This window comes from Alteromonas australica (genome assembly GCF_000730385.1).
Lineage (GTDB): Bacteria > Pseudomonadota > Gammaproteobacteria > Enterobacterales > Alteromonadaceae > Alteromonas > Alteromonas australica.
Map to the genome: position 1 here is coordinate 4,253,296 of NZ_CP008849.1, position 18,988 is coordinate 4,272,283.

General features: G+C 45.4%; 22 protein-coding genes. 15 read left to right on the plus strand and 7 right to left on the minus strand.

The window, feature by feature from the left end:
- Positions 1-5 precede the first annotated feature (5 nt).
- Genes EP13_RS18525 through proB form a run of 3 tightly spaced genes read right to left on the minus strand, consistent with a single transcriptional unit; the run spans position 6 to position 2,506 of the window.
- On the minus strand, positions 6-941 hold the full coding sequence (locus tag EP13_RS18525) for a D-2-hydroxyacid dehydrogenase (RefSeq protein WP_044058566.1): 936 nt from the start codon (positions 939-941) through the stop codon (positions 6-8).
- Positions 934-1,383 carry an acyl-CoA thioesterase gene (locus EP13_RS18530; RefSeq protein WP_044058567.1) on the minus strand — a complete coding sequence of 150 codons (450 nt, stop codon included), beginning with the start codon at positions 1,381-1,383 and terminating at the stop codon, positions 934-936. The genes EP13_RS18525 and EP13_RS18530 overlap by 8 nt, the downstream gene beginning before the upstream one ends.
- Positions 1,384-1,405: 22 nt before the next feature.
- Complete coding sequence (gene proB, locus EP13_RS18535) at positions 1,406-2,506, minus strand: glutamate 5-kinase (protein ID WP_044058568.1); 1,101 nt, start codon at positions 2,504-2,506, stop codon at positions 1,406-1,408.
- A gap of 193 nt (positions 2,507-2,699) precedes the next feature.
- Between proB and EP13_RS18540 the strand changes: the two genes are divergently transcribed.
- The 4 genes from EP13_RS18540 (at position 2,700) to EP13_RS18555 (ending at position 7,632) form a co-directional block, all read left to right on the plus strand.
- Positions 2,700-5,165 carry a M1 family metallopeptidase gene (locus EP13_RS18540; RefSeq protein ID WP_081869543.1) on the plus strand — a complete coding sequence of 822 codons (2,466 nt, stop codon included), beginning with the start codon at positions 2,700-2,702 and terminating at the stop codon, positions 5,163-5,165.
- Positions 5,155-5,694: a DUF6702 family protein gene (locus EP13_RS18545; RefSeq protein WP_231497895.1), complete on the plus strand. Its 540-nt coding sequence runs from the start codon at positions 5,155-5,157 to the stop codon at positions 5,692-5,694. The genes EP13_RS18540 and EP13_RS18545 overlap by 11 nt, the downstream gene beginning before the upstream one ends.
- 140 nt (positions 5,695-5,834) lie before the next feature.
- Entirely contained in the window at positions 5,835-6,107 is a 273-nt protein-coding gene (locus EP13_RS18550; protein WP_044058569.1) for a hypothetical protein, read from the plus strand.
- Between the two features lie 112 nt (positions 6,108-6,219).
- Positions 6,220-7,632, plus strand: coding sequence for an ABC1 kinase family protein (locus EP13_RS18555; protein ID WP_052364493.1), 1,413 nt, complete (start codon positions 6,220-6,222; stop codon positions 7,630-7,632).
- Positions 7,633-7,659: 27 nt separating this feature from the next.
- Here EP13_RS18555 and EP13_RS18560 read toward each other — a convergent pair whose 3' ends face one another.
- Complete coding sequence (locus tag EP13_RS18560) at positions 7,660-7,968, minus strand: DUF6482 family protein (protein WP_044058570.1); 309 nt, start codon at positions 7,966-7,968, stop codon at positions 7,660-7,662.
- Between the two features lie 359 nt (positions 7,969-8,327).
- On the opposite strand from EP13_RS18560, the gene EP13_RS18565 reads away from it, so the two are divergent.
- The 7 genes from EP13_RS18565 (at position 8,328) to EP13_RS18595 (ending at position 13,499) form a co-directional block, all read left to right on the plus strand.
- Positions 8,328-9,185 (plus strand): DUF3014 domain-containing protein, encoded by an 858-nt coding sequence (locus EP13_RS18565; protein ID WP_044058571.1) that lies wholly within the window; start codon positions 8,328-8,330, stop codon positions 9,183-9,185.
- Positions 9,172-9,750 (plus strand): DUF1285 domain-containing protein, encoded by a 579-nt coding sequence (locus tag EP13_RS18570; protein ID WP_044058572.1) that lies wholly within the window; start codon positions 9,172-9,174, stop codon positions 9,748-9,750. Before EP13_RS18565 ends, EP13_RS18570 begins: the two co-directional genes overlap by 14 nt.
- Positions 9,751-9,926: 176 nt before the next feature.
- Positions 9,927-11,207: a metal-dependent hydrolase family protein gene (locus tag EP13_RS18575; RefSeq protein ID WP_156026874.1), complete on the plus strand. Its 1,281-nt coding sequence runs from the start codon at positions 9,927-9,929 to the stop codon at positions 11,205-11,207.
- 9 nt (positions 11,208-11,216) lie between these two features.
- Positions 11,217-11,807: a YqaA family protein gene (locus EP13_RS18580; protein ID WP_044058574.1), complete on the plus strand. Its 591-nt coding sequence runs from the start codon at positions 11,217-11,219 to the stop codon at positions 11,805-11,807.
- A gap of 111 nt (positions 11,808-11,918) precedes the next feature.
- Entirely contained in the window at positions 11,919-12,413 is a 495-nt protein-coding gene (locus tag EP13_RS18585; RefSeq protein ID WP_231401209.1) for a hypothetical protein, read from the plus strand.
- Between the two features lie 23 nt (positions 12,414-12,436).
- Positions 12,437-12,619: a hypothetical protein gene (locus EP13_RS18590; RefSeq protein ID WP_044058575.1), complete on the plus strand. Its 183-nt coding sequence runs from the start codon at positions 12,437-12,439 to the stop codon at positions 12,617-12,619.
- Between the two features lie 82 nt (positions 12,620-12,701).
- Positions 12,702-13,499: a DUF1206 domain-containing protein gene (locus EP13_RS18595; RefSeq protein WP_044058576.1), complete on the plus strand. Its 798-nt coding sequence runs from the start codon at positions 12,702-12,704 to the stop codon at positions 13,497-13,499.
- A gap of 60 nt (positions 13,500-13,559) precedes the next feature.
- Here the strand turns inward: EP13_RS18595 and tusA are convergent, their stop codons facing one another.
- The 3 genes from tusA to rph are packed head-to-tail and all read right to left on the minus strand — an operon-like array spanning position 13,560 to position 15,171.
- Positions 13,560-13,817: a sulfurtransferase TusA gene (gene tusA / locus EP13_RS18600; RefSeq protein ID WP_044449125.1), complete on the minus strand. Its 258-nt coding sequence runs from the start codon at positions 13,815-13,817 to the stop codon at positions 13,560-13,562.
- Entirely contained in the window at positions 13,807-14,448 is a 642-nt protein-coding gene (pyrE, locus tag EP13_RS18605; protein WP_044058577.1) for an orotate phosphoribosyltransferase, read from the minus strand. The genes tusA and pyrE overlap by 11 nt, the downstream gene beginning before the upstream one ends.
- 9 nt (positions 14,449-14,457) lie before the next feature.
- Positions 14,458-15,171, minus strand: coding sequence for a ribonuclease PH (rph, locus tag EP13_RS18610; RefSeq protein WP_044058578.1), 714 nt, complete (start codon positions 15,169-15,171; stop codon positions 14,458-14,460).
- Between the two features lie 267 nt (positions 15,172-15,438).
- Here rph and EP13_RS18615 point away from each other — a divergent pair, with 267 nt between their 5' ends.
- From EP13_RS18615 to EP13_RS18630, 4 genes are all read left to right on the plus strand, one after another.
- The gene (locus EP13_RS18615) at positions 15,439-16,302 is read left to right on the plus strand and encodes a YicC/YloC family endoribonuclease (RefSeq protein WP_044058579.1); all 864 of its coding nucleotides are present in this window, start codon (positions 15,439-15,441) and stop codon (positions 16,300-16,302) included.
- A 287-nt stretch (positions 16,303-16,589) separates the two neighbouring features.
- On the plus strand, positions 16,590-16,775 hold the full coding sequence (locus EP13_RS18620; protein ID WP_197035939.1) for an Arm DNA-binding domain-containing protein: 186 nt from the start codon (positions 16,590-16,592) through the stop codon (positions 16,773-16,775).
- 489 nt (positions 16,776-17,264) lie between these two features.
- On the plus strand, positions 17,265-17,555 hold the full coding sequence (locus tag EP13_RS18625; RefSeq protein WP_044058581.1) for a helix-turn-helix domain-containing protein: 291 nt from the start codon (positions 17,265-17,267) through the stop codon (positions 17,553-17,555).
- Complete coding sequence (locus EP13_RS18630) at positions 17,546-18,919, plus strand: HipA domain-containing protein (RefSeq protein ID WP_231497896.1); 1,374 nt, start codon at positions 17,546-17,548, stop codon at positions 18,917-18,919. The genes EP13_RS18625 and EP13_RS18630 overlap by 10 nt, the downstream gene beginning before the upstream one ends.
- Positions 18,920-18,988: the final 69 nt, after the last annotated feature.

The following is an 18,988-nucleotide window of genomic DNA, read 5'->3' on the forward strand; positions in this document are numbered from 1 at the left end:
CCTCGTTAAGCGATAAATGCAGCGAGATGTTCCACCGCTTTATCAAGTAAACGCTGGCGTGACGCGTTGGCTATCCAGGCGTTATGGGGAGTAATCAATAAGTTAGGCAACGAAGCTTGCATCAATGGGTGATTTTCAGGTGGAGGCTCTACCGTTAATACGTCTAATGCCGCGCCGCCAATGGTCTGAGCTTTTAATGCTTGGAGGAGTGCCGCTTCATCAATAAGGCCACCACGGGCGGTGTTAATTAAAAAGCAGGTCGGTTTCATCAACGATAAAGTGTCACGGTTAATGAGCTTCTCGGTGTCACGGGTAAGCGGGCAGTGCAAGGAAACCACATCAGCCTTAGGTAACAGTGTGTTTAATGAAGGCCGCGTGTCATTAGGGTTTCCAGGGCGCGCGGCAATACTCACTTGCATTCCCAATGCTTTAAATAAACCTTCTACTCGCTTCCCCAGTTCACCGTGCCCCACAATAACGGCATGCTTTCCCGCAAGCTCCATCACGTCGTACTGGGACAAACAAAAGTGAGGCGATTTCGACCAGCGTCCCGCCTTGATATCCCTTTGGTACTGGCTGAAATTCGTGGCCAAATTCAGTAACAACATGAGGGTATGTTGGGCAACACTATCGGTACCATAGCCTTCCACATTCTGAACACGAATGCCGTTTTTCTTACAGTACTCGAGGTCAATATTATTGGTGCCCGTGGCCGTCACCCCAATGTACTTTAGGTGCGGCGCATGACATAAACTGGCGCCCTCTAATTGCACCTTGTTGACCAATATAATGTCTGCGTCAGCAATACGTGCTAGCAAGTTTGCTTCAGACGTCTGCTGATAACATGTCAGCGATAAATTAAGCTGATCGAGCGCGCGGGTATCGAGAGAGTCGAGTCCAAGGGTTTCTGCATCTAAAAAGACGCTACGCCACTTAGACATTCTCAATGCTCTCGTCAAAAATAGCCGCTAACGCTTCTTTGGTATTCACAGGAATAGGCACCGCTTTGTCAGACAAACGTTCAACAAAAACATGCACAAATTGACCGTGCGCTACTCGCCGCTTGGCTTCCCCAGCGTACACACTCAATCCGTAGGTGACTGAACTTCTACCTACCTTAATGACCCGCACGCCGACAAAGATTGTTTCTGGGTAGGAGGCTGGCGTTATGTATTGACACTGACTGCTCACCACATAGGCCACAATATTGCCTTTGTGAATATTTAAACCACCTTCTTCAATTAAAAAGCGATTTACCGCGGTATCGAAAAAGCTGTAATACATCACATTGTTAATATGGCCGTAGGCATCATTGTCTTGCCAACGTGTGGCAATTTCTACGTGATAAGGATAATCGCTAAGCGATGGGGTTATGTCAGTCATCGTAGGCTTTTCTTCCCTTTTGCTATTTGAGTAACACGAGGTCGTCTCGGTGAACTACCACATGGGCTGTTTCATACCCTAACACATCAGCAATCTGAGACGATTTTTTTCCTTTAATAAGGGCTAAATCTCTACTGTCGTAAAGTGATAACCCTTTCGCCAACACCTTTCCAGTGCACCATATTTCTATGGCATCCCCTTGGTTGAATGTACCCTCAACCCCGGTTATACCCGAGGGAAGCAATGAAGCCCCTTTTTCTACAAGTGCACGCATTGCCCCTTCATCCACATTAATAGTGCCACAGGTTTTTAACGTATGAGACAACCAAAGCCGTCGTGCCTTTTTCGGTGTTTGCGTGGCCTTAAACAACGTACCTGGTACTTCACCTTTCAGCAAGCTATCGAAGGTGTCGGCCTTTTTGCCATTAACAATGAGGGTTTGAATGCCACTGGTGGTGCTTTTATCTGCTGCTTGAATTTTTGTGCGCATTCCTCCTGTACCTAGGGCAGTACCAGCGCCCCCGGCTAATGCGTAAATGGTTTCATCGATATGCTCAACGGTTGGGATCAGGGTGGCGGAGGCATCTTTACGGGGGTCGGCCGTATACAGGCCGTCAATGTCAGAACAAATAATTAGCGTATCAGCTTGGGCGACGAGCGCGGTATAAGCGGCAAGATTGTCGTTGTCTCCCACTTTAAGCTCGTTCACCGCCACGGTGTCATTCTCGTTTACAATAGGAATGGCTTTGTGGTTAAGAATTTCTCGAAGGGTATTTTTAATGTTCACGTAACGGGTTCTATCACGTAAATCATCTGCCGTAAGAAGCACTTGCGCACAGGGGAAGTCGAAGAAACGTTGCCAATTCGCCATCATCTGCATCTGCCCAATAGCGGCCATCGCCTGTTTTTCAGCAATAGAAGCATTGTGGTTGACTTTTACTTTACTTCGACCCGCGGCCACACTGCCAGACGACACTAAAATAACGTCTTTTCCAGCGCGGCGACTGGCTGTAATAAAACGCGCTAAATCTAAAATATAACGGGCACTGCACTGATCGCCATCGGGGGCTATCAACGCACTTCCCACTTTAATGACAGCTCGCTGCCAGGTAAAACGGTTCATAGGCGATGGGAAATAAATAAAAGTGGAATAAGAATACGACAGTTAAATCATGAAACAAAAGAAATGTTACAGATTTTTTGCGTTAAAACAGGGGTAGTTTACGATCAAAAACTAGGATTCACCGATCCACCCTTATATACTAAAGATTGTTATTGTATAACAATTCTAATTTACAATGTTGCAAGGAAACTGCATGAACAAGCACAAACGACACTTTTTCTGGCTAGCGCCAGTTCTGTCTATGCTGATATGTCTTCCCACAAGCGCCGCAATAAAACAAACAAAAGGCGACTTTGAAGATAAATTCCGTCAGCTAGACGAAGTTTTACCTACCCCTAATGTATACCGTAATGCTGCTGGTGAACCTGGCCATGAATATTGGCAGCAGCAGGTTGACTACAAAATTGACGTTAAACTTTTAGAAGACAAGCGTCGAATTGAAGCTAGTGAAACCATTACGTATCACAACAATTCTCCAGATACACTGAAATACCTTTGGATTCAGTTAGATCAAAACAAATTCCGTGACGACTCGATGTCCGCGCTTACCACCACCTTTGGTGGTATAGGCAACCGTGGGCCAGCGACGCAATCTGCAAGTGGAAGCGCCCCAGCCAAGCTAAGCATGGGTGCATTACGCCGTCAGCAATTCGTTGAAGACAACGAACTGGGTTACACCATTTCTCGTGTAGAAAACAAATCAGGCACCGACCTACATCACGTAGTAGTGGGTACCTTAATGCGTGTTGACTTAGCCAAACCATTAAAGCCAGGTAAGAAAGTTACCTTTGATATCGATTTTGCATTCAACATTGTTGAAGAAGATGCCGTATCTGCCCGTGCAGGTTATGAACACTTCCCTGATGATGAGCGCGAAGGTGGTAATGATATCTTCTTGCTAGCACAGTGGTTTCCGCGCCTTGCGGCGTACACCGACTATGAAGCATGGACCAACAAAGAATTTATTGGCCGTGGTGAGTTCACACTAGAGTTCGGTAACTATGAAGTTGACATCACCGTTCCTGCTGATCACATTGTTTCATCTACAGGCGTACTTCAAAACCCGAAAGACGTACTAACAAAAACACAGCGTGATCGCCTTAAAAAAGCAGAAAAAGCTGACCGTATTGTTTTTGTTGTCACGCCAGAAGAAGCCATTGAAAACGAAAAAGAAGGCACATCTAAGTTAAAAACCTGGCGTTTTAAAGCAGAAAACGTCCGTGATTTCGCGTGGGCGTCGTCACGTAAGTTTGCTTGGGATGCCCGTGGTTACCAACAAGGTGGAGACACTCAACCTCTTGTGATGGCCATGTCTTTCTACCCGAAAGAAGGCGGAGAGCTATGGCAGAAGTACTCTACTGAGTCGATTATCCATACCATGGAAGTGTATAGCCGCTTCAGCTTCGACTACCCCTATCCCGTTGCACAGTCAGTTAACGGGCCAGTAGGCGGCATGGAATATCCAATGATTACCTTTAACGGCCCACGTACCGAGCTTCGTGACGATGGTTCTCGTACCTATTCATTGGCAGAAAAGCGTTTCCTTATTGGTGTTGTTATTCACGAAGTAGGGCATATCTACTTCCCTATGACGGTAAACTCTGATGAACGTCAATGGACTTGGATGGATGAAGGCCTCAACAGCTTCCTAGATGGTGTTGCTGGTCGCGAATGGGATCCAACCATTCCATGGGGTGTTGAGCCTCGTGACATTACAGGCTACATGAAGTCTCAGACTCAAGTGCCTATTATGACGCAATCTGACTCGGTTTTACGTTTAGGTCCTAATGCCTATACAAAACCAGCAGCAGCATTAAACATTTTGCGTGAAACCATTCTTGGCCGTGAGTTGTTCGACTTTGCGTTTAAAGAATATGCACAACGTTGGATGTTTAAGCGTCCTACGCCATCCGATTTTTTCCGCACTATGGAAGAAGCTTCGGGTGTTGACCTTGATTGGTTCTGGCGTGGGTGGTTCTACACCACTGATCACGTAGATATTAGCTTAGACAGCGTATACAAGTTGCGTCTAAATACAGAAGACCCAGATATTGATTTCGCCCGTGAGCGCGAAGCTGAAATGGACAAACCTAAATCACTTACCGATATTCGTAACAAAGAAGAAGGTAAGAAGCTTTGGGTTGACCGTTTTGAAGATATCAGCGACTTCTATGACGAAAACGACCGTTACACTGTAACCAACAAAGAGCGTAACAAGTACCGTAGTTTCTTAAAGAAACTTGAACCTTGGGAACGTGAAGCGTTTGAACGTGCTGTTCGTGAAGACAAAAACTACTACGTACTGGATTTCAGTAACAAAGGTGGTTTGGTTATGCCTATTATCCTAGAGCTAGCCTTCACTGATGGTACTACGGAAGAAATGCGCATTCCTGCTGAAATTTGGCGCCGTACACCAAAAGCCGTTAGCAAGCTTATTGTGACGGATAAAGACAAAGAGCTAGTTAGCGTAACCGTTGACCCACACTGGGAAACCGCTGATGTAGACGTGGAAAATAACCATTACCCTCGTCGTATTATTCCATCACGTATTGAAGCTTATAAGTCTAAGCCTCGCAGCACTTACGAGTACCGCGATTTAATGCATGATGTAAAAACAGAGCTGAAGACAGATGATGACGAGGAAAGCGATGACAAGTAAGTTATCGGCTTTTCGTAAGACACAGCGCTTATTTGCGCTGTGTCTTATTGTTTTTGGTTTTTTCGCGGGTACCGCACAAGCACACCAAATTAAAGCGGCTATTACCACAGTACTGTTTAATCCACGAACAGAAAACATTGAAGTCATGCACCGCTTTAATTTGCATGATGCAGAGCACGCTGTGAAAGCCCTGTTCGATAAGCACGCTGACATTATGGATGATGCTAATACTCAGCAAGATTTCGCTGACTATGTGAGTAAGCACTTCGCGCTGTTAAACAGCGAAGAAGTGCCCTTGGCGTTAACCCAAGTGGGTTTTGAAGTAGAAGGTAAGCACTTTTGGGTTTATCAAGAAACGGCTCAACCACCTGAGATAGAAGGGCTTAAAATACGTCATGATGCACTTCGTGACTTATGGCCTTCACAAGTTAACACCATCAACGTAGAAGGTAACGGGCCTCTTAAGACCCTTACCTTTACCGACAACGTGACCTTGCTTGAAGTTAGCTTTAACAGCGAGCACCATTAATAGTGATCATTAAATAATTGTAAGGTGCGGGCGCCTCCCGCCCCTTATGGTTTTCTGGCTTTCTACTCCTGAAGTCTTATTTCCTTTCTTTGATTTGTCATTTAACGTAACTGTAGGATTATCGAACAGACGACGATTTTATGGCGACGAATACAACTGAAGCTCCATTCTCAAACCGCAAAAATAGTATATGGGTTACCTTAAGCGGTGCCATGGCACTCACTTTTGTTTCCATGCTGTTTTTACCTAATAGTGGTGCAGGTGAAGGAATGGTGGCAACTTATTCATCAATGTTGTGGTGCGGAATCTTTGGCGCATCGCTAGCCCGTTACTTAAGCCACAGCGGCTGGATTGGTTTTGCCATAGGCAGCGTAGTGGGTTTTACGCTTCAACTCGTTTCACAGCTTATTTAAACTTTTTATCCGCTTCATCCAACAATAAATGTCTGGCGTATACACTAGGTAAATCGAACTAGGCGCATCTTGCATCTAGCCATTTGTCGACAACAAGGTATTTCGCCCGCCCATGACGGATAAATTCAACGCTAACGCCAGTCACCCTAATAAAACGCAGGATGATAAAGCAGCTAGGCCCACAAAAGCGGTGCCTTCATCTCGACTAGGTCGAGTGAGCAGGCTTGGGTTTCTTGCCACCAAAGTGGCGGGAAATGTAGTCGCTAAGGGTGCCGAACAATGGTTAAAAGGTGAAAAGCCCGCCTTATCCTCTTTACTGCTAACCCCCAAAAACATCGCCAACATTGCCGATGAGTTAGCCAGTATGCGTGGCGCCGCCATGAAACTTGGCCAACTTATCTCTATGGATACGGGCGACTTCCTCCCCCCCGAATTGGCGAATATTCTGGCGCGGTTAAGAGACGACGCCGATCCCATGCCAAAATCACAACTCGTTGAAGTGTTAAATGAAGCGTGGGGAAACGATTGGCAAGATAAGCTTCTGTATTTTTCATTTGCCCCCGTGGCCGCAGCCTCTATTGGTCAGGTACACAAAGCCATTACGCTTGATGGCGTAACACTCGCCATTAAGGTGCAATACCCTGGTGTGAAAAAAAGTATTGATAGCGATGTGGATAACGTGGCTACGCTTATTAAGCTCACTGGGTTAGTCCCGTCTTCCCTAGACATACAACCGCTACTTGAACAAGCCAAGCAACAATTACATCAAGAAGCCGACTATAGCCGCGAAGCTAACATGCTTACCCGCTACCGTTCAGCGCTAAGCCATGCCGATAGCGAGAATGTGCTAGGAGATGAAGCTAGCAGTGAGGCTCCCAGCCGATTTATTGTGCCCCAGGTTTACGAGTCACTCACCACTAATACGGTACTGGCAATGGATTTTGTAAAGGGAGAAGCTGCAGACGTGCTGTTGTCACAACCCCAAGAGATGCGTGATCAAGCTATGACCCAATTGATGGCGTTATTCTTTCAAGAAATATTTGAATTCAAGTTACTTCAAAGTGACCCTAACCTAGCTAACTACTTATTCGATACACAAACTCAGCGCTGGGTATTACTCGACTTTGGTGCCACTCGCGATATCCCTGACAACATTGCACAGGGCTACCAGCAACTGTTAAAAAGCGCGGCACTGAATAATGCCGATATGATGCGCGAAGCGGCTTTAGATATTGGGTTAATTCATGCAACGCATTGCCAGCAACAACAAGAGGCCGTGGTGAATATAGGTTTAGAGGCCTGTGAAGCTATTCGAGTATCGGGGGCCTACGATTTTGGAAAGAGCGATCTTATCGCCCGGTTGCATGATAAAGGCATGGCATTAACGAATGAACATGATTTTTGGCACACGCCACCTATTGACGCTCTTTTTATTCACCGAAAACTAGGCGGCCTGTATTTATTAGCAAAGCGCTTGGGGGCGCGGGTGAATATGCAAGACGCCGCGGCAAAGTGGCTGGTATAGCAACGTGAGCAATTCGAGTACGCTGATTTAATAAGGCAATGCCATACTGAATGGCAGCGCCATTTGCTCGGCGCTTTTAGGCGGGTTACCAATCATTTCGTCATAGGGTGAGTCGTGCTTCATCACGGCGGTTTTTACCGTGCAATGAGCAAACGCTTCTCGGATATGGCCTGTACTAAAAAAACGCATAGGCTTATCTAGCTTGTCGTACACCATACCGCTTTTATCCCCAACCGTGAGATAGACTAAGTACACATTCATTTCGTACGATTGCACTTCAAGGTAGTCTATTTCCCACGCAGCGTGTTCAATATTTGTGTAAGGGAATTTAATCATACTTGCCTCTGTAGCCGCCTTATCACCACATGTTCTTAAGCGTTTTATTACACGCCCTACTTAATTACGTTACAGTGCGTTATCGGGTTCAAAGACAGTGCTTATATTTCTCGAAGTCAAAGACTCATCGCGCTGGCGCACGGCATGATTTGCTGTAGCGACGGCATCCTCCCCCTAGCACTGTGTAAATGCACGTAAATACGGAATAATTTCGATCGATTTAGGGTCATAGTTCGTTCAAAGAGGAACAAAAAAAGAAAATTACACGATGAGAAGTATATTTCTCTTGCTTGAATTTCAATTTTTGGGTGTTATCTCTGATAGTATAAAAGAAAGGACAATTTTTCAGCGGAGACATTATGAGCGAAACCTCAGAAAAACGTACGTTGGTTCCCCACTTTCTCATTATTGGGGTGATCATTGTGATCATACTGGCCATAGTATTTTGGCCATCAGAAGACGAATCTCCGGTAGCGCCAGAGCCTGAAGTGATTCAGCCCGAGCTTGAAGTGCCAGAAGAACCCGAGGTATTTGAAACTCGACCTACTCCGCCTCCCGTGGAATTGGAAGAAAAAGATGAAGTAGAGCCATTACCAGAACCTGAGCCTACAGAGCCAGAACCGCTGGATGTGAGCGACCCCGCCATTAAGGCATCGTTACGGGATATTTCTACCGCCAACGATAACAGTGTTAATCGCATGCTGGTTAACGAAGGTCTACTGCAGCGTTTTGTGGTAACCGTCACTAATTTAGCAAATGACGAAATGGCACCTAATCATCAACTACTTAATCCACCAGAGCAGTCGTTCCGCGTATATTCGCAGGCGGGCAAGCAATGGATTGACGCCGCTAGCTACAAGCGGTATACCCCCTATGTAGATATGCTGGAGTCATTCGACAATCAAGCGTTACTTAGTGTGTATAACCTGTACAAAGAGGACGTACAAAATAAATATGCGGAAATAAGTGATGAGCCTGACCAAGATTTCAATGAGGTACTTTTAATGGCGATTGACGAATTGCTAGATACTCCAGAAGTCCCTGTACCTGTCGAAGTTTATACTGACTCTGTTGCCTATAAGTATGCTGATTCTCGTCTAGAAAACCTTAACGAGCCGCAAAAGCAACTGCTTCGAACCGGCCCTGACAATATGCGTCGTATTAAAGCGAAGTTACGAGAGTTGAAAACCTTGATTCAAGCAGATGGATCTCAGTAGATTTCAGCAACAATTGAAGGGCGCGTCTAGCGAGGCGCGCGCACTTCCGCCAGTCGATAAATGGGATCCTCCTTTTTGCGGTGATATTAACCTTGAAATAGCGCTGGACGGACGTTGGTTTTATGAAGGCAGCCCTATTGGTCGAGCCAGCTTGGTTCGCCTATTCTCAACCGTGCTTAAACGAGAAGGTGACAACTACTTCTTAGTCACCCCTGTAGAGAAAGTGGGGATCCGCGTCGAAGATACCCCATTTATTATCGTAGAATGGGAAAACAATGGTGACACCTTAGTGTTTACCACACAAAGTGGCGACACCATCCCTCTTACCGACCTATCTCAAATTGAATTACGTGTTCCCCCTAGCGCGCTTAGAGACGACAACGCCACAGCTATTCCTTACCTTTGCGTAAGACGAAACCTGTGGGCGCGGCTACACCAGAATGTTTACTACCAATTATTGACACAGGCGAAAGAAGTCAGGAAGAAAGAGAATAACACCACAATAACGCAATTTAGCCTAGACTCCGCCGGCAAGCAGTTTGTCATAGGTGAAGTAACGTCGTAAGCCCGCCTCGGCCACCCTTGCAACTAAGAAACATAAGCACAATCAACGACGCCCCACCTAGAAAACCCAAGAATGCATTCACGTTTTTCGACTTCTCTTTTGCCTTCTTCTGCTGCCTCATTTACATTAGCTGTACAATATACATTCAATCATTAAGAAGAATACTTATGAAAAGCATGCCGTTCACCTTGCTATACGCTGCTATTAGTGCACTTTCATTTAACGTAAGTGCAGACACTGTGATTCATGCAGGCAGTGTTTTTACCGGTACGTCAGATACCTTAAAACACCAGGTCACGATTGTCGTTAACGGCAACAAGATTGAAGCCATTGAGGAGGGTTTTACCCCCCCATCACAAGGCGATACCCTCATTGATTTAAAACATGCCACCGTATTACCTGGTTTAATGGATATGCATGTCCACTTGTCTTCCCAGCACGGCGGACCACAAACATACCTTGAACGTTTCTCGTTAAATGAAGCTGACTATGCGCTGCGCGCGGCTAATTACGCAAAGATAACGCTAGATGCAGGCTTCACCACTGTGCGTAACCTCGGCGACAGCTACCATGAAACTGTGGCGTTAAGAAACGCCATTAATAAAGGTTATGCGGTTGGCCCTCGAATTTATACTGTAGGCAAATCTATAGCCACTACTGGCGGGCACGCGGATCCTAGTAATGGCATGTCACACATGATTAGGCCTGATGTTGGACCAAAACAAGGCGTAGTGAACGGCGAAGTAGAAGCAAGAGCAGCGGTTCGTTCTCGATATCAAGATGGCGCCGACCTTATTAAAATTACTGCCACAGGCGGAGTATTGAGTGTGGCAAAAAGCGGCCAAAATCCACAGTTCATGACAGACGAACTGGGCGCCATTGTAGACACTGCAAAAGACTACGGCATGACAGTGGCAGTGCATGCGCATGGAAAAGAAGGGATGAAACGCGCTGTCATTGCAGGTGTAGACTCTATTGAACACGGTACCTACATGGACGATGAAATTCGTAACCTAATGAAACAACATGGTACCTACTATGTGCCTACCATTCTGGCAGGTAAATTCGTGGCAGACAAAGCTAAGATAGACGGTTATTTTCCGGCGTTGGTTCAACCTAAAGCCGCTGCCATTGGGCCGTTAATACAAAGTACATTTGCCAAGGCTCACAAGTCGGGCGTAAAAATTGCTTTTGGTACAGACAGCGGTGTATCAGCTCATGGTGATAATGCCCAAGAGTTTGCTCTGATGGTTGAAGCCGGCATGTCACCTGCAGATGCTATTTTGAGCGCAACGGTAAACAGTGCGGACCTTCTAGGTATCAGTGAAACACTAGGCTCCTTAGAGCCAGGAAAGCTAGCTGATATGATTGCCGTAAAAGGCAACCCACTCGAAAATATACGGTTACTTGAAAGCGTGGCCTTTGTCATGAAGGACGGTAAAATTTACAAGCAATAAGTAGGAACTATGGCATTAGGCACAAAGGTTAAGCGCAAAACACAGCAACTTGTTGACTCTAAACATATGCTTAAAGGCATTACCACCGCCTCCTTTCTTGAGTCCACCATTGTGCCAGTGCCGCTTGAAGCCATCATGGTTCCTTTGATGCAGGCTAGGCGAGATAGCTTGTGGAAAATTGCTTTTATGGCCACCTTAGGCTGTGTAATCGGCGCCATCTTTGGTTATGCATTAGGGTATTACCTATTCGACCTGATTGGCCAATGGGTGATTGACACCTTTTTCAGTCAGTCGCAATTTGAAAACGTAAAACAACAAATGCGAAACCAAGGTTTTTGGTTTGTAATGACACTCGGCATTGCCCCCATACCTTTTCAAGTGGCCATGCTTGCTGCCGGCGCAACGCAATATTCACTCCCTTTATTTTTACTGGCGACTATCATTGCAAGAGCCATCCGCTATTTCGGCTTGGCGCTTGTGGTATATTACGCAGGCGATAGAGCAGAGCACTTGATTAAACGCTACAAAGCAAAAACAATCATTGCCTTATCGCTTGCCGTTATTATTCTTTGGTGGGCAAGCAATCAGCTGTCTGGCTAAGGATGAGATCCTCATCTAAAAAATTATTTAGATGATCATCATCGTTTTTTTGAACTTTACATTTGATAATGATTCTTATTTGCACTAGTGTAGTTATTAGGAGGTGCAAATATGAAGACACACCATTTATGTCCCGTTTATCGCAAGTGGTTACAGCTTAACCCCCTTGTTGCGCGAGAGCATCGCTGCGCTCTGCAAAAACAAACACAGCAGGCACATCTGAGAGGCGATACGCAGGAAGCGAAGTATCTAGGCTATCAAACCTTTGAAGCGGCCAGGGTTATATTAACTGCGCTCCAACCGGTATCGTCGGATAGCGTTAAACCTATACAAGAGGATGTTTTGGCGTTCGGCACCATGGGCATGTACTTGGCTAATTTGCTCATAAAAAGCGACAATATTGAAGAAGCTCATCGAGTACTTCAAGAATGTCAGCAGCAGCTAATGACTATTTTGCCCCTACATGCCACAAACCCCTCGGTATGTAAGATGATTGTCACACTTCAGCAATCCCTTGAGGTGGGAAGCCAACGCCTTCTTACCACAAAAAATCGAGTACCACCTACTTCCATATACCCCCAGCTTGCTTCTGTAAATATACATTAGCAATACAAAGAGGATGCACAAAAATGGCAACTAAATCGAACGTAAACAGTAACGATTTTATATCAGTCAACGTTAAAGCCTCGGTGCTTCGTAAAATGTTAAGTGGTCAGAACATTCACCTCACCGACATTCATTGCACCTGCACCCATAGCAAAAGGCAATTACAGCAGCTGCTATTACAAGCCTTAAGCGGAGAAGAACACTAACAGCCTAAATTATGCTGCAACCGAGATAAGATGGTTTAAATCTTGATTACCTAATAACATATTTATTATTAGGAGAAGAGGAATGTCATCATCTACAAACTGGCTCAATGTGATTGCTAGCGCGGGCTACAGCGCGAAAACCGTGATGTATTCACTACTTGGTTTGTTTATCCTTTCCTCTGTAATAACTGCCGCTGAACGTGAAAAAGCCACACAGAAACACGTTTTTGAAACTCTTCAATCCCAACCTTTTGGCAAAGCACTGTTATTTGGCCTTATTGTAGGGCTAGTGTGTTATGCATTGTGGCGCTGGCTACAAGGCTTTTTAAATACCGAGTCGTTAAAAATGGACAAGGCGAAAGACATTGTGATGCGAGGTTTTCTGTTTATATCCGGTTTGTTTTATTTTGCGGCGGCTTACCTAGGGGCAAACGTACTTATGGGTACCGACCAAAAAAGTGATGGGTCGAACAGTAAGCACGTAAGCCAACAGCTTATGCAATACGAATGGGGGATATTGCTGGTGGCCGCGGTAGGTGCAGCGATTATTACTTTCGCGTTTATCCAGTTCAAACACGCCTACACGGCAGATTTTTTGAAAAAGTTTGATCAAAACCAGCTGACAGGAACCCGTCAACAGGCCACCAAAACGGCTGGTCGCTTAGGCTATTTCGCACGAGGCGTGGTGTATTTATTCGTAGGCAGTTTCTTTGCACTTTCTGCCTTTCAAAGTGACCCGTCAGAAGCCGGTGGCTTGCAAAAAGCACTCACCACCTTAACCCAACAACCTTTTGGATTATACCTTCTCGCCGCCGTAGGCGCAGGATTCATCATGTTTGGGATCTATTGTGGTTTTGAAGCCAAGTACCGACGGACCTAGCCGACGGAATTTCTGAAACCTAGTTCAATTCAGCTAGATAAAGACAAAAAAGGGCGTTTCTTAAACGCCCTTTTTAATTACATATTGGTAGGGCATGTTGTCGGTTTGCGAAGCAACAAGGGTATGCTCCATAAACCGACAAAAACTAGGGATATCTCGTGCAGTAGAAGGGTCGTCTGCCACCACAGATAAGGTCTCACCTTCTGCTAATTTGCGTATTTGAAGGCGTACCATCATAACGGGTTCAGGGCATCGTAAACCTAGCGCATCAAGATGCGCGCTGGCTTCATCGAATAGCATTTGAATATCAGATGCCATAACGCTCTCGGTATGCATTAATCCCGTTTATTTGCTCCTCGTGCCCCCCTTTTTCATCAAGGTAAGCCACTACGTCTGCAAGTGACACAATAGAGATAACCTGAGTATTGAAGTCGCGCTCTACTTCTTGAATAGCCGACAGTTCGCCTTTACCACGCTCTTGCCTGTCTAGCGCAATAAGCACACCCGATAAGCTGGCTTGCTGTTGTTCGATAAGCGTCATAGACTCACGAATAGCCGTACCCGCTGTTATTACATCGTCAACAAGCATCACTTTTCCGCTGAGCGGGCTTCCCACTAAATTACCGCCCTCACCATGGGTTTTTGCTTCCTTGCGATTAAAGCAATAAGGCACGTCTTGACCATGGCTATCGGCCAGCGCTACCGCGGTAGTGGTGGCAATGGGAATGCCTTTATACGCTGGGCCAAATAGCACATCGAATTCAACCCCTGCATCCACTAATGCATTCGCGTAAAAGCGGCCCAACTTAGCCAAATCACCGCCACGGTTAAATAGACCCGCGTTGAAAAAATACGGACTTACACGGCCAGACTTCAGGGTAAATTCACCAAACTTTAAAACACCACGGGCAATAGCAAATTCAATAAAATCACGTTGGAACGCCTTCATGCTAACTCCTTACGCCAATGCTGCTTTTTGAATGTCGAACAATTCACGTAGACCATGCTTCGCGATAGTTAGCATTTCATCTAGTTCTTGGAAATCAAAAGGTTCGCCTTCAGCGGTGCCTTGCACTTCAATCAGTTTGCCGGTTTCCGTCATAACGATATTCATGTCTGTTTCAGCTTCAGAATCTTCGGTATATTCTAAATCAGCAATAGGCGTACCTTTGTAGATACCCACCGACAAGGCTGCAATCATGTGTTTAAGCGGGTTAGCTTTCAAAATTCCCTTTGCACGCATATAAGTTAGCGCATCCACAAGCGCCACACATGCCCCTGTAATAGACGCAGTACGCGTACCACCATCTGCTTGAATAACATCACAATCAAGCGTGATAGTATTTTCACCTAAGAGCTTTAAATCTACCGCCGCACGTAGCGAGCGAGCAATTAAGCGTTGAATTTCTAGGGTGCGTCCACCTTGTTTGCCTCTGGCAGCTTCACGGCCGCTACGCGTATGGGTAGCACGAGGAAGCATACTGTATTCTGCGGTAATCCAGCCCTTACCTTGGCCTTTCATAAAACGAGGCACGCCTTCTTCAACCGTTGCGTTACATAGCACTTTGGTGTTTCCGAACTCTACCAATACAGACCCCTCAGCATGGCAGGTATACTGACGAGTAATAGTAACTGGACGAATTTGACTGGCGGTTCTGCCGCTTGGACGCATAGTGTTCTCCACAACGTAAATGCTTAAAAATGGGTGTGACCTAACAAAAATTGTACGTATAACGACAACCGCTAGGCACTGAAGGTGCAAGTATAACGCACTAAGGGCGGGTGGCAAAAATGAACTTTTAGCCTTTTAACTTACCGGTTTATTTCATTTGTGCGCTACTATAGAAGGAACGAGAAATCCTGCCTTTAAAAATTTGAACACAATGTGCTTTCGGCCCGTTGTTTTTGCAGGCTTTCATTGACCAGCAAAAGGAAAATTATGATTTACAGCATGACAGCGTTTGCGCGCGTAGAGACAAAAAAAGAATGGGGTTCAGCGGTATGGGAAATACGTTCTGTAAACCAACGCTTTTTAGAGACCTATTTTCGTTTGCCCGAACAGTTTCGCTCGTTAGAGCCCGTTTTGCGAGAGCGCTTCAGAAAGAAACTAGCACGTGGAAAAGTTGAATGTGCTTTGCGATTTACCGCAAACGATGCCGCTGTCACTAAGCTAAGCCTTAATGAAGACCTAGCAAAACAAGTGTTGCACGCCGCCGACTGGGTACAAGCCCATGGTCAGTCCACCGGCGTAAACCCTCTCGATGTTCTTCGTTGGCCCGGCGTAATAGCGGCTGAAGAAGCCGACATGGACACCATACACGCCGACGTAATGGCCGCATTTGACCAAGCGCTTTCCGACTTTATTAGCGCACGAGCAAGTGAAGGCGACGCACTTAAAGGCATGATTACGCAGCGATTAGATGCCATTGAAAAAGAAGTGGAAAAGGTCACTGCGCGCATGCCTGAGATAATGGTGTGGCAACGAGAGAAAGTACAAAACCGCTTTGAAGAAGCCAAAGTAGAGCTAGACGCTGGCCGCTTTGAACAAGAAATGATTATGTTGGCGCAAAAGGTAGATGTGGCAGAAGAATTAGATCGCCTAAATACCCACGTGAAAGAAACTCGTAATATCCTGAAAAAAGGCGGGGCAGTGGGCCGCAGGTTAGATTTCATGATGCAAGAGTTTAACCGCGAGTCGAACACGCTGGGGTCTAAGTCTATTAGCACAGACATCACTCAATCAGCTGTTGAACTCAAAGTTTTGATTGAGCAGATGCGAGAGCAAATTCAAAATATTGAATAACAAGTTTTCTAGTATATTTAGGGCATAAACTGGCGATTTAACATGCTTTTTTAAGGATTAGTCACCATTTATTTATCCTAGCTAATAAAAACACAAGCTAATTTAGGCCCCAAGTGGTGACCAAAGTGGTGACTTTTGGTCCAGCTTTCCCCTCATTTTGTTCGCAATTTTGTTCCGAATAATGAGGGAAAGTTGATGAATATCTCACAAACGGCAAAACCTATTGAAGCGCTGGTGCAATCCGGCCACCCACTTTCGAAAAAGTCTACCCTAGTATGTATCTTTATTTGAAATCCAAAGGCACCGCCAGTTGGATCATCCGCTACCAATTATTTGGTAAACGCCGTCAGTACAAAATAGGCGGCTATGGTAAGGGACATGAAGAGCTGCTTGATCTTGAAGATGCCATCAAATTCAGAATTGATTGCCGACAAAAGCTTAATGATGGCCTCGATCCGAAACTAGACTTTTAACGTCAACAACAACGACTCCCTATCCACGAAGGAACATTTAACTCTGGATTACAGATTTCTTCACACTTTCAACATTCCAAAAAACACGGCACTTTTACGGCAGATTGACTATGAAGCCAGTCCCTCGAAGAATGAAGCGAATATGTTGTTCAAGCTTAAACGTATCGTAAAGTTAGTACCGTAGAGATATCAAAAGAGATTTTCTAAAGAAAGGGAGATAAACGCTGATCGCGAACGACTTAACCCAGAGCATACAGATGATACTTGGGTTGTTGCTGCCTGGACGGTTTTGCGCCTCTGTGGTATTCAACAATGATCGTGAACGATTAACAATAACCTGTCCAACCACCTAATAATTCACCGATATGGATGAATTATTAAGCGGAAATGCATCAATCAGACATAAAATCACCGTTAACGGTGAACAAACTTGTCATTTATTAATATCTGCCTATAATCACTGATACTAATGAATATTAGAGTAGACTAATGGCAAAGAAAGTCACTACCTCAAAAATGCCTGAGACAGAGTTTATTGATGACGCACATGTGTTAGGGCAATTGATTAAAGCTAAGCGAACAGAGATGGGTATGAAGCTCGCAGATTGCGCCGCGCTGTGTAATGTAGGGATCAATACCTTATCTCGCATTGAAAATGGCAATGATAATTGCACCCTCGCTGCCGCATTTGCCGTGCTACATGGGCTGGGAATCAAACTTACGTCACCTTCGCTTGAAAAACGACATAACTCAAGTGTCAGCGATGACGAGTGGGTATAGCAAGAATGCCAGCAGACAATATCAACCAGCCCTCAGCATACACTTTGCTCATCTATTTGGCAGAGCAACATATTGGCACGTTAACTGTGGATAAAAGTACCAGTCTGCTCAAACTTGAATATGAGCCGGATTGGCAACAAACAGGCTACCCACTTTCTCCCGCGTTAACACTAGACAACTCCCATTCTCGTGAAGTCGCCTATAACTACCTTGATAATGCATTACCTGAAGGAGCAGCTCGAAAACTCTTAGCGGAGCATCTCGGCGTCTCTGAAAAGAATGTTTACTCCCAAGTGCGAGCTATTGGCAATGATCTGGCAGGAGCCATTTCATTTAGGGCGAGTGGACAAGGCTCAGATAATTTACGCGAAGCACGCGAGCCGAAATTTAGACTGATAGAGCAGGATGAGTTGGTAGAGCGGCTTGCCAGGAAGGAAGATATTGGGTTGTTAGCATGGGATGACAAACCACGTCTGAGTGTCGCCGGAGTACAAGATAAGCTCAATATATTCATAAACGAGGAAGGCCAAATTGGGTTTGGCGAAGGGACGTTATGTTCAACGCTAATTCTCAAGTTTGAAAAGCCTAACTGCCCCAACCTTGTACTCAACGAATACTTTTGTATGATGCTGTCAAAGGCAGTGGGACTGCCCACCGCAGAAGTCCAGTTCACTCGCTTTGAACAATACCCAGCGCTAATTGTGGAGCGTTTTGATCGTAAGTATGCGCCCGAACAGGCCAAAGTTTTTCGTAGACATGTCATTGATGGCTGCCAAGCACTTAACCTACCACGAGACTACAAATACGAGCGGAACCTAGGTGATGGCAGAGACGTGCAGCATATTCGAGATGGCGCTAGCTTACGCCAACTCTTTGAACTGGCGAAAACTATGTCGTCGCCCGTAGAGAGTCTTCAATGGCTTATCAACTGGCAGCTATTTAATTTGATGATCAGTAATTACGACAGTCACGGCAAAAACATTTCGCTGTTTTTTGATAAGCGTAATAGTCGATTCACGCCAGCTTATGACTTAGTGAATGTTGCCATGTTCCCGCAGTTCAAGCATGTACTTGCTATGGCGATGGGCAATGAGTTTGACCCCGAAAACATAAATGCATACCAATTAGCTGATTTCGCAGAAACCTGCGGGGTGAATAAAAAGCTCTTATCTCGCCAGTTAAGTGATTTGGCAGATAAAGTCATAGCCATACTTACGCAGCAATCATTTATCGAAAAATTAACTCAAGAACAGCATTTTACCGAAGACGACCGACATTACATGACTGAGATACAAGCGCATATCTTGGTACGAACAAAGCACCTAAGATCACAAGCGTCAGATATACCGGATATTGAAGTATGAGTGTCCTTCCTTGTCTAAAACTACCTCTCGTAGAGACGCCGTTGACGCCCAACAAATTGAGCGTTATTC

Bases quoted from the DNA above. Each gene is read 5' to 3' on its own strand.
- EP13_RS18625 (WP_044058581.1), top strand. From the start codon at position 17,265: ATGGCAAAGAAAGTCACTACCTCAAAAATGCCTGAGACAGAGTTTATT.
- EP13_RS18570 (WP_044058572.1), top strand. From the start codon at position 9,172: ATGGATCTCAGTAGATTTCAGCAACAATTGAAGGGCGCGTCTAGCGAG.
- tusA (WP_044449125.1), bottom strand. From the start codon at position 13,817: ATGGCATCTGATATTCAAATGCTATTCGATGAAGCCAGCGCGCATCTT.
- EP13_RS18595 (WP_044058576.1), top strand. From the start codon at position 12,702: ATGTCATCATCTACAAACTGGCTCAATGTGATTGCTAGCGCGGGCTAC.
- EP13_RS18585 (WP_231401209.1), top strand. From the start codon at position 11,919: ATGAAGACACACCATTTATGTCCCGTTTATCGCAAGTGGTTACAGCTT.
- EP13_RS18555 (WP_052364493.1), top strand. From the start codon at position 6,220: ATGACGGATAAATTCAACGCTAACGCCAGTCACCCTAATAAAACGCAG.
- EP13_RS18580 (WP_044058574.1), top strand. From the start codon at position 11,217: ATGGCATTAGGCACAAAGGTTAAGCGCAAAACACAGCAACTTGTTGAC.
- EP13_RS18615 (WP_044058579.1), top strand. From the start codon at position 15,439: ATGATTTACAGCATGACAGCGTTTGCGCGCGTAGAGACAAAAAAAGAA.
- EP13_RS18575 (WP_156026874.1), top strand. From the start codon at position 9,927: ATGCCGTTCACCTTGCTATACGCTGCTATTAGTGCACTTTCATTTAAC.
- EP13_RS18550 (WP_044058569.1), top strand. From the start codon at position 5,835: ATGGCGACGAATACAACTGAAGCTCCATTCTCAAACCGCAAAAATAGT.
- pyrE (WP_044058577.1), bottom strand. From the start codon at position 14,448: ATGAAGGCGTTCCAACGTGATTTTATTGAATTTGCTATTGCCCGTGGT.
- EP13_RS18590 (WP_044058575.1), top strand. From the start codon at position 12,437: ATGGCAACTAAATCGAACGTAAACAGTAACGATTTTATATCAGTCAAC.
- EP13_RS18545 (WP_231497895.1), top strand. From the start codon at position 5,155: ATGACAAGTAAGTTATCGGCTTTTCGTAAGACACAGCGCTTATTTGCG.
- EP13_RS18560 (WP_044058570.1), bottom strand. From the start codon at position 7,968: ATGATTAAATTCCCTTACACAAATATTGAACACGCTGCGTGGGAAATA.
- EP13_RS18525 (WP_044058566.1), bottom strand. From the start codon at position 941: ATGTCTAAGTGGCGTAGCGTCTTTTTAGATGCAGAAACCCTTGGACTC.
- EP13_RS18565 (WP_044058571.1), top strand. From the start codon at position 8,328: ATGAGCGAAACCTCAGAAAAACGTACGTTGGTTCCCCACTTTCTCATT.
- EP13_RS18530 (WP_044058567.1), bottom strand. From the start codon at position 1,383: ATGACTGACATAACCCCATCGCTTAGCGATTATCCTTATCACGTAGAA.
- proB (WP_044058568.1), bottom strand. From the start codon at position 2,506: ATGAACCGTTTTACCTGGCAGCGAGCTGTCATTAAAGTGGGAAGTGCG.
- rph (WP_044058578.1), bottom strand. From the start codon at position 15,171: ATGCGTCCAAGCGGCAGAACCGCCAGTCAAATTCGTCCAGTTACTATT.
- EP13_RS18540 (WP_081869543.1), top strand. From the start codon at position 2,700: ATGAACAAGCACAAACGACACTTTTTCTGGCTAGCGCCAGTTCTGTCT.